This window comes from Pseudomonas sp. SLFW (genome assembly GCF_009905615.1).
Lineage (GTDB): Bacteria > Pseudomonadota > Gammaproteobacteria > Pseudomonadales > Pseudomonadaceae > Aquipseudomonas > Aquipseudomonas bambusae.
The window spans coordinates 1-12,286 of the sequence record NZ_JAAAKW010000005.1; the positions used below are offsets into that span (position 1 = coordinate 1).

The 12,286-nt window shown below is 62.7% G+C and carries 8 protein-coding genes; 7 read left to right on the forward strand and 1 reads right to left on the reverse strand.

The features are described 5' to 3' along the window. The 7 genes from GVN17_RS10440 to fhuF form a co-directional block, all read left to right on the forward strand. The coding region (locus GVN17_RS10440; RefSeq protein WP_166595189.1) for a condensation domain-containing protein at window positions 1–3,480 on the forward strand (3,480 nt) is incomplete at its 5' end. After that, window positions 3,473–4,882, forward strand: coding sequence for an aspartate aminotransferase family protein (locus GVN17_RS10445; protein WP_166595190.1), 1,410 nt, complete (start codon window positions 3,473–3,475; stop codon window positions 4,880–4,882). The genes GVN17_RS10440 and GVN17_RS10445, both read left to right, overlap by 8 nt. 168 nt (window positions 4,883–5,050) lie before the next feature. Beyond that, window positions 5,051–7,249 (forward strand): TonB-dependent siderophore receptor, encoded by a 2,199-nt coding sequence (locus GVN17_RS10450; protein ID WP_166595191.1) that lies wholly within the window; start codon window positions 5,051–5,053, stop codon window positions 7,247–7,249. A 1,029-nt stretch (window positions 7,250–8,278) separates the two neighbouring features. Continuing rightward, complete coding sequence (locus GVN17_RS10455; RefSeq protein ID WP_081569556.1) at window positions 8,279–8,479, forward strand: MbtH family NRPS accessory protein; 201 nt, start codon at window positions 8,279–8,281, stop codon at window positions 8,477–8,479. 47 nt (window positions 8,480–8,526) lie between these two features. Beyond that, window positions 8,527–9,513: a TauD/TfdA family dioxygenase gene (locus GVN17_RS10460; RefSeq protein WP_371928537.1), complete on the forward strand. Its 987-nt coding sequence runs from the start codon at window positions 8,527–8,529 to the stop codon at window positions 9,511–9,513. Between the two features lie 11 nt (window positions 9,514–9,524). Beyond that, window positions 9,525–10,358, forward strand: coding sequence for a formyltransferase family protein (locus GVN17_RS10465; RefSeq protein ID WP_166595193.1), 834 nt, complete (start codon window positions 9,525–9,527; stop codon window positions 10,356–10,358). Window positions 10,359–10,400: 42 nt separating this feature from the next. After that, a complete protein-coding gene (gene fhuF / locus GVN17_RS10470; protein WP_166595194.1) occupies window positions 10,401–11,138 on the forward strand; it encodes a siderophore-iron reductase FhuF in 738 nt (245 codons plus the stop codon). A 159-nt stretch (window positions 11,139–11,297) separates the two neighbouring features. Here the strand turns inward: fhuF and GVN17_RS10475 are convergent, their stop codons facing one another. Beyond that, window positions 11,298–12,131 (reverse strand): oxidoreductase, encoded by an 834-nt coding sequence (locus tag GVN17_RS10475; RefSeq protein WP_166595195.1) that lies wholly within the window; start codon window positions 12,129–12,131, stop codon window positions 11,298–11,300. Window positions 12,132–12,286: the final 155 nt, after the last annotated feature.

The window sequence follows — 12,286 nt, forward strand, 5'->3', positions numbered from 1 at the left end:
CTCGATGTTTCGGCTGAGCCAGAAACGGCGCCAAACGTCACGATTCATCCGCAACAGCTGGCGTACCTGATCTACACATCGGGCTCGACCGGCAAACCCAAAGGCGCGGCCATCGCCCACGCCGACATTTCGATGCACATCCAGACCATCGGCGAGCGCTACCGCTTCACCGCCGAGGACCGGAAATTCCACTTCCTGTCGATCAGCTTTGACGGCGCCCACGAAGGCTGGATGATGCCGATGTGTTACGGGGCTCGGGTCGTGTTGCGCGATCAGGAACTGTGGAGCGTCGAGCAGACCTACGACACGCTGATTCGCGAAGGCATCACGGTCGCGTCTTTCCCGCCGAGTTATTTGCGTCAGCTGTCGGATTGGGCTGGTTTGCAAGGCAAGGGGCCGGGCGTGAAAACCTACTGCTTCGCCGGTGAAGCTTTTAGCCGCGAGATGCTGCACGACGTGATTCGTAACCTCCAGCCGCTGTGGATCATCAACGGCTACGGCCCAACCGAAACCGTGGTCACGCCGACCCTGTGGCTGGCGTCCTCTGAAACGGCGGATTTCACCACGGCCTACGCGCCGATTGGTGATCTGGTGGGGGACCGTCAAGGCTACGTGATGGACGCGGATTTGAACCCGCTGCCCCAAGGCATCGCTGGTGAGCTGTATCTCGGCGGCGCTGTCGCACGGGGCTATCTGGACCGTCCGGGCGCCACCGCCGAGCGCTTCCTGCCGCACCCGTTCCGGTCGGGCGAGCGTATCTATCGCAGTGGCGACCGCGTGCGCCTGAACAGCGAAGGCCTGCTGGAGTACTTGGGCCGCATCGATCACCAGATCAAGATTCGCGGATTCCGCATCGAGGCCGGGGAAATCGAGGCGGCGCTGAAGGGTTGCGAGGGCGTGCGGGAGGCGTTGGTCATCGTCCGCGAAGGGGCAAGCGGCAAACAGCTGCTGGGCTATGTGGGCGGCGATGACGGTGGCAACGTCCTCAGCGAAGACAGCCTCAAGCAGCAACTGGGCCGCACGCTGCCGGAATACATGGTGCCCGCGCACATCGTGATCATGGAACGTCTGCCGCAGCTCCCCAACGGCAAGCTCGACCGCAACGCGCTGCCGAACCCGCAGATCAGCAGCCACGCCTTCGAAGCGCCTCAAGGCGAGCGCGAAACGCAATTGGCGCAGGTCTGGCAGCAGCTGCTGCGCATCGACTCCGTCAGCCGCCAGGACAGCTTTTTCGAGCTGGGCGGCGATTCGATTCAGTCGCTGGCAGTGATCACCCGCTTGCGTCAGGTCGGTTTGAAACTGGTGCCCAAGGACGTGTTCAGCCATCCCCGGTTGAAAGACCTGGCCCTGCGCCTGACAGCGGTTGAAGCCAGCGCGGAAGTGATCATCGAAGAAACACCCACCGGCGAACTGCCGCTGACGCCGATTCAGGCGCATTTCTTCGAACAGCCGATGATCAATCGGGGGCACTTCAATCAGGCGCTGCTGCTGGAGGTTCAGCGTCCGGTGGAGGCGTCGGTGCTGGATCGTGCGCTGGACGCCGTGCTGCACCATCACGATGGGCTGAACCTGCGCTTCACGCGGCGTGATGACGGCACCTGGCAACAGGCGTATCGCCAGACCCCGGCCAGCAACAGCGTGTGGGTGCGCGACGTGGCCGATGACGCCGGGTTGACCGCGCTGTGTCAGGAGGCGCAACGCAGCCTCGATCTGGAAAACGGACCGCTGTTGCGGCTGGTACTGGCGCAGACGGCTCAACGACAACGCCTGTTGCTGGTGGCCCATCACCTGGTGGTCGATGGCGTGTCCTGGCGGGTGCTGCTGGAAGACCTGTCCCGGGCCTACGCGCAGCTGGCGTCGGACACTGTCGTCAATCTCGGTCCGAAATCCAGCAGCTATCAGCGCTGGGCGCAGCATCTGGTGCAGGCGGCGCAGGCCCCTGAACGCCAGGCCGAAGCCGCGTCGTGGGTCGAGCGGATCGGGCAGGGCGAGGACGTCTGGCCGGTGGACCATGCTGAAGGTCGCGCCACCCAGCAAGACCTTGAACAGACTGAACTGCTATTGGACGCCGAACTGACCCGTCGCCTGCTGCGCGAGGCCCCGGCGGCGCTGGAGGCGCGGGTGGATGAAATCCTGCTGGCCGCATTGGCTCAGGCCCTTGGCGGCTGGACCGGTCAACGTGCCAACCTCGTTGCGCTGGAAGGCCATGGCCGTGAAGCGCTCAGCGAGGGCCTGGACGTTGGCCGCACCGTGGGTTGGTTCACCAGCCTGTTCCCGGTGCGGGTCGAGGCCGCGAATGACATTCGGCAGACCGTCGACCAGGTGCGCGCCGTCGTACGGGGCCTGCCGGACAAAGGCGTCGGTTTCGGTCTGCTGCGTTATCTGGGCAGCGAGCCCGTGCGTCAACGACTGGCCGCGTTGCCGGAGCCGAAGGTGGTGTTCAACTACCTCGGCCAGTTCGATCAGGACCTGGGGGATGGCCGTTTCGCGCCGTCGGAGGTGCCTGCCGGTGACCTGATCGACCCGGCCACGCCCCTCAATCGCGAACTGGAAATCAACGGTCAGGTCTTCGCCGGGCAGTTGGGGCTGACCTTCCGTTTCAGCGGGCGGCGTTACGAGCGTCAGACCATCGAGCGGCTGCAAGCGGCCTATCGCGCCGCGCTGGTGGCGTTGCTGGAGGGCCTGCCGATCAAAGAGGCCTCGCCAGTCGCTCAGGCCCAGGCGGCGAGCAACCCTGGCACGCCGAACCCGCTGATCCGCCTGAGCAGCGGCGCCAGCGACAAGCCCGCCGTGTTCTGCGTGCACCCGGTCAGCGGCACGGTGGTGGGTTATTACGCGCTGGCGCGGCGTCTTTCGGCGCAGTGGGACGTGTGGGGGATTCAGAACCGTCAGGTGCTGGACGGCCAGTGGCGCGACACGTCCATCGAACAAATGGCCCGCGACTACGTCAAGGCGTTGCTGGAGCAGCAGCCCTCCGGGACGTATCGCCTGATCGGCTGGTCCATGGGCGGCACGATGGTGCTGGAAATGGCCCGTCTGCTGACCCGGCTGGGCAAGCGCGTGGAATTCGTCGGCCTGATCGACGGCTACGTGCCGGGCGCCGGGCAGCCGCGTCCACCGGTCCCTGAAACGGCGCCGCAGTCCCTGACTGACGGCGAGACCGAAGGCGACGAACACTGGCAGCAGTTGCTCGGCGTCGAGCGGCACATGCGCCAGTTGGCCAACCAATGCCGGGACATCCCCGCCCTCCGCGTGCCGGTGTACGCGTGGTGGGCCGAGCGGTCTCCGGAAAACAACGAAAACGCACCGGCTCTTCTGGAGCAGGGCATGGGTGGGCGCATGCAGGTTTCAGCCTGGATCGATGCCGACCACCTCTCGATCGTCCGTGATCAGTCGTTCATTACCCAATTGGCCGAGTCCCTCGCGCAGGTCAACGAGCGCCCTCAGTCCCACGATTTCCAGGAGCAGGAATATGCATAGCCCACACAACGTGACGTCCATTGGCGAGCTGAGCCCCGAGGCCGCACTGATCAACGCCGACTACCGCTTCGCGCCCACGCCGCGACTGGAGCGGCAGGCGGCCGTGGAATCCAACGCCCGCAGCTACCCACGCCGCATTCCGCTGGAACTCAAGCGCGCCCAGGGGATTCACGTGCAAGACAGCGAAGGGCGCTGGTTCATCGATTGCCTCGCCGGTGCGGGCACCCTCGCGCTGGGGCACAACCACCCCGAGGTGGTGCAGTCGATGCGCGACTTGCTCGACGGCCAGCGCCCGCTGCACACCCTCGACTTGATGACCGAGGCCAAGGACGAATTCATCCGCGAGCTGTACGCCTTGCTCCCGCCTGAATTCGCCAAGGACGCGCGCATTCAATTCTGCGGCCCGGCAGGCACCGACGCGGTCGAGGCGGCGCTGAAACTGGTGCGCACCGCCACCGGGCGCAGCAACCTGATGGCTTTTCACGGCGCCTACCACGGCATGACCCAGGGCGCGCTGGGGCTGATGGGCAACCTGGGGCCGAAGGCGTATCTGGACGGCATGGCCTCGAACGCGCAATTCCTGCCGTTCCCCTACGACTACCGCTGCCCGTTCGGCGTGGGCGGTGAAGCGGGGGAACGCATCGGCCTGCATTACATCGAGAACCAACTGACCGACCCGGAAAGCGGTGTGCTGCCACCGGCCGGGATGATCCTCGAAACCCTGCAAGGAGAGGGCGGTGTGGTGCCGACGTCTGCCCACTGGTTGCGCGAGATTCGCCGCATCACCCACGACGCCGGGGTGCCGCTGATCCTCGACGAAATCCAGTGCGGCGTGGCGCGGACCGGCAAGCCGTTTGCCTTCCAGCACGCCGGCATCGTCCCGGACGTGTTGGTGCTGTCCAAGGCCATTGGCGGCAGTCAACCGATGGCGGTGGTGGTCTACAACAAGGCGCTGGACGTCTGGAAACCGGGTTCTCACGCTGGGACGTTCCGTGGCAACCAGTTGGCCATGGTCGCCGGTTCCACCACCCTGCGCATCGTGCGCGAACAGCAACTGGACCAGCACGCGGCGGCCATGGGCGAACGCTTGACCGGCCATCTGCGTGCCCTGCAAAAAGACTACCCGCAGATGGGCGACGTGCGTGGCATGGGCCTGATGCTCGGCGTGGAAATGGTCGATCCCGCAGGGCGTCCGGACCTGCTCGGGCGGTTCCCCCACAGCGGTGAGCTGGCGTCGAAGATTCAGCGCCACTGCTTGCAACGCGGGCTGATCATCGAGGTGGGTGGCCGTCACTCCAGCGTCATCCGTTTCCTGCCGCCGTTGATCGTCACGGCGACGCAGATCGATCAGATCGCCGACATCTTCAGTGCCGCTGTTTCGGCTGCCATCCACACCCGTTAAGCCCGTCCGTGTATCCGCGAAGTGACAAGGGAATGCACTTCGTTGTTTGTATTGAATACCAATAGTAATGAGAACGTTTCTCTGTTACATTTTCACGCTTTTTTGACATATGCAGTCAAAATTTTGGGGCTTGAGGCCCCGTGTTTCTTCAAGGGAGGGGGAGTTCGGATGGTCAGCAACAACAAAAATCAATTCAAGGTGAAAGCCCTGGCAGCGCTGGTTGCAACAGTCGCGTGCCACGGTCTGGCATGGGCCGACGATGCCCCTGCGAAATCGGCGAAAGGCTCCACCATTCAATTGCAGAATTCGGTGGTGTCAGGTGAAGCCCCGGTGGCTGAAACGGACGTAGGCTATCAGGCGAAAAACAGCACGGCGGGCACGAAGACCAGCACGCCATTATCGGAAACGCCGCGTTCTGTATCGGTCGTGACACGTCAGCGCATGCAGGATCAGGCGTCCCAAACCCTGACCGACATCCTCGGCTACGTGCCGGGCATTTTCGCCCCACCGTTCGCGGTCGGCGACGGCCTGGCCGGTGACCTGTTCTCGATTCGCGGCTACAACGCCACCGACTACGGCTACGGTCTGCTCAAGGACGGCCTGCGTCTGCAAGGCAACCGCTACGACACCACCACCGAGCCGTATGGTCTGGAGCGCACCGAAGTGTTCCGGGGCCCGAGCTCGATCCTCTACGGCGAAAACGCGCCGGGCGGTCTGGTCAACCTGGTCAGCAAGCGCCCGACCGAAGTCGCGCAAGGCGAAGCCAAGTTCACCTACGGCAGCAACAACCGTCGTCAACTCAGCCTGGACGTCTCCGGCCCGCTGACCGACGACAACCGCATTCTGGGCCGTGTGGTCATGCTCGGCCGCAACGCCGACACCCAGGTCGATTCCGTGCCGGACGACCGCATTTACATCGCGCCGTCGATGACCTTCAACTTCGACGAAGACACCGCGCTGACCCTGCTGTCTTCCTACCAGCGCGACCGCACCAAACTGGAACTGGGCTACCCGGCGGCGGGCACGCTGCTGAACAACCCCAACGGCAAGATCGGCAAGAGCCAATTCAACGGCAACCCCAACTGGGACGATTTCGAGCGTGAAAGCTGGACCCTGGGCTACGAGTTCAGCCACCAGTTGAACGAGAACTGGCAGTTCCGCCAGAACTCGCGCTACATGGAATCGCGCATCGACCGCCACGAGACCTGGCCGAACAACCTGAACAACGGCGGCTTCGGCAGCACGTTGACCAGCACCGCGTACGACCGCGACAACAAATCCATCGCCTACTCGGTCGACAACCAGTTCGAAGGCCACTTCACCTCCGGCGCGCTGGACAACACCGTGCTGCTGGGCGCGAGCTACGACCGGACCTCGTTCAACCAGGATTGGGCGGCGGGCAACGGTGGTACGTTCAACGCCTTCAACCCGGTGTTCCCGGCGGGCAATCCACGGATGCTCGCGACGATCCAGAACTCGCAACTCGACCAGCAGATGTACGGTTTGTACAGCCAGTTGCAGAGCAAGTACGACAACTGGATCTTCCTGCTCGGCGGTCGCCAGGACTTCGTGAACAGCAAATACCGCAACCGCGCCGGTACCACCAGCGGCGTGGCGGATCTGGACGGCTGGGATCACCGTTTCAGCTGGCAGACCGGCCTGATGTACCAGTTCGAAAACGGCATCTCGCCGTACGTCAGCTATTCGACGGCCTTCACTCCGGTGCAGCAGTCGTCGCAGCCGAATGGTGATTTGCTGCACCCGATCCTCAGCCATCAGTACGAAGCCGGTTTGAAAATCGAGCCGAAAGGCTGGAACACTACGTTCAGCGCAGCGGTGTTCGAACTCACCAAAACCGATGACGTCGTGGCCGGGTCCAACGGTTTCAGCCAGCAGGTGGGCGAGAGCAAGTCCAAGGGCATCGAACTGGAAGCCAACAGCGACATCACCCAGAACCTGAGCCTGACGGCGTCGTACACCTACACCGATGCACGGGTGACCAAGGATGCGCCGGGGTCGTTGTTCGAGGATCACCAGTTGACCGGCATTCCGCGTAACCAGGCGTCAGGCTGGGCGACCTATCGTTTCCTCGACGGTCCGCTGAGCGGCTTCCGTGTGGGCGGTGGTGTGCGGTATTTCGACAACACCTTCGCGTACACCGCGCCGACGTTGTACGGCAAGTTGAAGACGGGCGATGTGACGCTGGTGGATGCGTTGGTCGGGTATGACATCGACAAGCACTGGTCGGTGGATGTGAACGCGAAGAACCTGTTTGACAAGGAGTATGTCAGCGGCTGCAACAACGCCGGTCGTTGCTATTGGGGCGAAGAGCGCACCGTGTTGGGTACGGTGGCGTTCCGCTGGTAAGGGCAGGGGTTGAAGAGAAGGGCAGGCACGGGTGACGTGACTGCCCTTTTTTGTTTTTTGTGGCGCTTCGTTATTAGTCCACATCCAATTTTGGTGGCGGCCCACCTTCACCTTTCCGCCCCCCCCCCGGCGGGTCACTTTTGAAAAAGCACCAAAAGTAACCAAAAGTGCCTGCTCCTGGCTTGGCCCTCGTTCCTCGGGTTCCCTCACTCCGGCGACGCTCCGTGGGCCCGCCGCGAAGGGCCATCCATGGCCCAGCGCGGCTCTCGCGGCATCCATGCCGCTCGACCCACTCCGCACCGCCTGCGTTCGGCCTGCGCCCAAGTCGCGATTTGTGGTGTCTGGACTTTCGCGCATGAAGATCAAGAGCAGCTGGCTGGAGCTAACGCTCTTCGCTGCTTGAGGTCGGTCATGCAATGTTCGTCATCCCCCCATCCCCTGTGGGAGCGAATTCATTCGCGAAGAATGGTTCTGGCGATAGAAGTGTATGAGCTGGACCGGCCCCTTCGCGAATGAATTCGCTCCCACAGTTGAGACCCGTGCACGGATTGAAGCTTTGCGCAGGTCATTACACCGCGAGGAGCGTTAGCTCCAGCAGAATGCTTTTGATCTTCAAACGCGATAGACCAGACACCACAGATCGCGACTTGGGTGCAGGCCGAACGCAGGCGATGCGGAGTGGGTCGAGCGGCATGGATGCCGCGAGAGCGCCGCAAGGACATGGATGTCCGTTCGGCGCGGGCCCACGGAGCATCGCCGGAGTGAGGGAACTTCGACGAAGTCGAAGCCAAACCAGGAGCCTGAGCGCTTTGGTTACTTTCGTCTGGGCCGGCACTCCGGCTTTTCGAAAGTGACCCGCCGGGGGGGCGGAAAGGTGAAGCAGTGTCGCCACCGCAAATGGATATACATGCATAACAACGCACCGCCTTTGATCCGCTTCAAGAAAAAACACTAATCATCCGCCCCCCTCATTCGTCTTCTAGATAAGCCCGCATCACACGCGGCCACTCATCACGAAGAGGCAACCCCATGAGCTTTGACGGCGAAAACACCCAATTCCGCGTGGTCATCAACCACGAAGAACAGTACTCCATCTGGCCCGACTACAAAGCCATCCCCGAAGGCTGGAAAAGCGTCGGCGTCGAAGGCGACAAACAGACCTGCCTCAACTACATCGAAACCACCTGGACCGACATGCGGCCCCTGAGCCTGCGCAAGGCCATGGCCTGATTCATCCCCTTTTTGAACTGCTGCCCTGGAGCGTCTTGCCCATGAACATGAGCATGCTCACGCCACATACCCTCCACGTCGAAACCGGCTTCCCGCTGCGTGTCTACCCCGGCCAGACCGGCGCGACCCTGGCCGCCGAATTCGAATCCCTGCGCGGCGTGGTCGACCGGTTGCTCGAACGCGACGGCGCCATCCTGTTCAGCGGCTTCAACAGTGAAGGCGTCGACGGCTTCCAGCGTTTCGCCGCCGCGTTCGGCCATCCGCTGCTCAATTACGAGTTCGGTTCTACCCCGCGCAGTCAGGTGGACGGCAAGGGGGTCTACACCTCCACCGAATACCCGGCGCACCGCTCGATCCCGCTGCACAACGAACAGGCTTACACCAACGAGTGGCCCATGCGCATCTGGTTCTACTGCGCGAAGGCCGCCGCCAGCGGAGGCGAGACGCCAATTGCCGACAGCCGCGAGGTGTTCCGTCGGATCAATCCGGCCCTGCGCAAGCGCTTCGAAGAGAAACGCCTGATGTACGTGCGCAACTACGGCAACGGCCTCGACCTGACTTGGCAACAGGTGTTCAACACCGAGCGCCACAGCGAGGTCGAGGATTACTGCCACAGACGCGGCATTCAGTGCGACTGGAACGAGGACGGCGACCTGCGCACCCGACAACGCGTCCAGGGCGTTGCCCAACACCCGCGCACCAAGGACTGGGTCTGGTTCAACCAGGCGCACCTGTTCCACCTCTCCAACCTCGACCCTGAAATGCAGGAAATCCTGCTGGACACCGTCGGCGAGGAAGGCCTGCCGCGCAACGTCTATTACGGCGACGGCAGCCCGCTGGAAGACGACGCGCTGGCGGAAATTCGCGGCGTGCTCGGTGAGTGCGAAGTGGTCTTTCCCTGGCACACCGGCGACGTGCTGATGCTCGACAACATGCTCACCGCCCACTCGCGCAAGCCCTTCAGCGGTGAACGCAAGGTGGTCGTGGCAATGGCCGAAGGCGTCAATGGCGACGCGCTGCTCAACACCCCATGAGTTCGAAATCCATGCAAAAAACCAAACTGGTGTACGTCTGGTCGCTGCGCAATGGCGCGGCTGACAAGGCCGGTCAATACGTCGATTACCACGGCGAACAACGCTACATGAAGTCGCCGCTGGAGTATCTGGTGCAGGCGCTCAACGACACGCCCCTGGGCGATCATTATTCGCTCGAAGGCATCATTTGCGACGACAACCCCGAGTCGGCGCGGGACCGCGAGAACATCAAGGACTACGGCTTTGGGCCGGGGCAGGGCGAGCACTGGTTCTATCCGGCGGACCTCAAGGTGCAGGGCCGTCCGGTCAACGGTTTGCTGGAAAACGTTCCCTCGACCTACCGTGCCTTGCCGTTGGGCGACAGCGAACGTCCGGCGGGAAAATCGGATTTTGAGCGACGCCTGGGGGAGCGTTTGCACGCCCTGCAAGCCGAAGTCGTGGTCCTCGACGGGCTGCTGGTGATCCTCGACGAACTGGTGCGGCCGGGTGCGGATTTTCATCGGCGCATCGTCAACATCCATCCGGGCATTACCCGTCTGGAATCGCCCTACGAACGTCGCGGCGCCTACGCCACCCTCGACGCGCTGTACGGCGCGCAGGGCAAGAAAGTCATCGACTGGAAGACCCGCGAAACCGTCGACATCCCGGTGGTGGACATGACCGGCGCTTCGTTCCATTACGTGGACAACGGCATCGATTCGGGTGAGGTGATTTTTGACGTCCTCGACACACCGATTGCGCCAGACGACACCATCCTCGAACTGCGCTGGAACAACTTCAACAACAGCCTGTTCCCGGCGCTGGAACAGGGATTGCTGGTGTTGGCGCGGCGTCAGCCTCATTAACATCTGGCTGGAAAAAGCGGCGTCGACCCGGGGATTCGTGCAGTGATCCCTGCGCTGACGCCGTTGTTCATTGCCGATTTCGCGCACTACCGCGACGTGCTCGTGCTCGACGATGATTCACGCCCGAGCGTGCCGCTGCGCACCTTCTTCACGTCGGGTGCATTCGACGACACCCTGACCCGTTTCGGCGAGCAATACCCCAACAGCGACCGACGTGGGTTGGCGTCGATCTGGACCCAGTATTACTGCGTCAAACTGATCCCGCCGGTGGTGGCCGCTTCGCTGATTCTGGGGCATCGTATGCCGCTGGGCTTCGAGGATCTGCACCTGATGCTGGACGGTCACGGCATGCCGTTGGGCTTCAAGCTGCCCCATTCCGGCCAGCGGTGGTCACCAGAGCCTGTCGATGGATGTCAGCGTTTCGACGACCTGATCGAGCATCACCTGCGCCCTTTCATCGAGGGCATGACGAGTCGCATACGGCTGTCCCCCCATGTGTTGTGGAGCAACGCGGGCAATTATTTTGAATGGGTGGTGGGGGTGCTGGCGGGAGCAATGCCTCACGCCGACGTACGCCATGGGCACGACCTGCTCAACGCCAAGACCCTGCCCGATGGGCGACGCAATCCGCTGTATCAACCGGTTCGTTACTTGCAAGTCGCAGGGCAAACGGAATTGAAACGCCAGCGGCGGGTGTGCTGTGTGCGATATCTCGTCGGTGGGTTGGCGTACTGCGAGAGCTGCCCGGTGCTGCGCCGTCCGGAGCGGCAATCTGTTTAGCCCCAGGGCAAACGCGAAACCCTGTAGGAGTGAGCTTGCTCGCGAAGGCGTCGTATCAGTCGCCGCAGGAGGGACAACCCCACCGCTTTCGCGAGCAAGCTCACTCCTACAAGGGATCGGGGAGAGCCACAGGTTCGGGCTGCCCCCACGCTCACCGCATCAAATATCCGTCGAGCGCGTCACGTCTTCCCACGCGGCAATCTCGGCTTCCAGTTGCGCCAGCTTGTCCCGCACCAGTTTCAACGCATCGCTGCCCAGCAACAAATGCGCGGGCGGTGCGTCGCTGGCGATCAGCGTCAGGATCGCGTTCGCGGCCTTGACCGGATCACCCGGTTGCTTGCCGCTGCGCTCTTCCCGGGCCTTGCGGATCGGGTTGAAAGACTCATCGTAATCGGCGATCTGCCGTGGCGAGCGCTGCATCGAGCGACCGGCCCAGTCGGTGCGGAATCCGCCCGGTGCGACCGCCGTCACGAACACGTTGAACGGCTTCAATTCCTTGCCCAGCGTTTCGGAAATGCCTTCCAGCGCGAACTTGCTGCCGTGGTAGAACGAGATACCCGGCATGGTGATGAAGCCGCCCATGGACGTGATGTTGATGATGTGCCCGCTGCGGCGCTGACGGAACAGCGGGACGAACGCTTTGGTGATCGCCACAGCGCCGAACACGTTGACGTCGAACTGATGACGCATTTCGTCCAGCGTCGACTCCTCGAACACCCCTTCGTGGCCGTAGCCTGCGTTGTTGACCAGCACGTCCACCGGGCCAAAGGCCTTGTCGACATCGTTGACCACACTGTCGATGGCGGCGAATTCAGTCACGTCCAGCAGCACGCCGTGGGCGCGGCCGGGGGCCTGAGCTTCGAAACTTTCGATGGCGTCCTGATTGCGCAGCGTGCCGATGACCTTGTGTCCCGCGGCCAATGCCTGAGCGGCCAGTGCCTTGCCGAAACCTGTGCTGACGCCGGTGATGAACAGGGTTTTTGTCGAACTCATAACGTTTCCCTCTCGAAGCGTGTTGCGGTTACTGAAAGTCCCCATGGTAGGAACAGCAGACCGAAACCCGCTCACCCAGTTCTACGCGATGATTGCCTGATTCTGCCGTGGATATCGACAACGCCACACGCCCTCTGTGGGAGCGAATTTATTCG

Bases quoted from the DNA above. Each gene is read 5' to 3' on its own strand.
- GVN17_RS10475 (WP_166595195.1), bottom strand. From the start codon at position 12,131: ATGAGTTCGACAAAAACCCTGTTCATCACCGGCGTCAGCACAGGTTTC.
- GVN17_RS10465 (WP_166595193.1), top strand. From the start codon at position 9,525: ATGCAAAAAACCAAACTGGTGTACGTCTGGTCGCTGCGCAATGGCGCG.
- GVN17_RS10460 (WP_371928537.1), top strand. From the start codon at position 8,527: ATGAGCATGCTCACGCCACATACCCTCCACGTCGAAACCGGCTTCCCG.
- GVN17_RS10450 (WP_166595191.1), top strand. From the start codon at position 5,051: ATGGTCAGCAACAACAAAAATCAATTCAAGGTGAAAGCCCTGGCAGCG.
- GVN17_RS10455 (WP_081569556.1), top strand. From the start codon at position 8,279: ATGAGCTTTGACGGCGAAAACACCCAATTCCGCGTGGTCATCAACCAC.
- GVN17_RS10445 (WP_166595190.1), top strand. From the start codon at position 3,473: ATGCATAGCCCACACAACGTGACGTCCATTGGCGAGCTGAGCCCCGAG.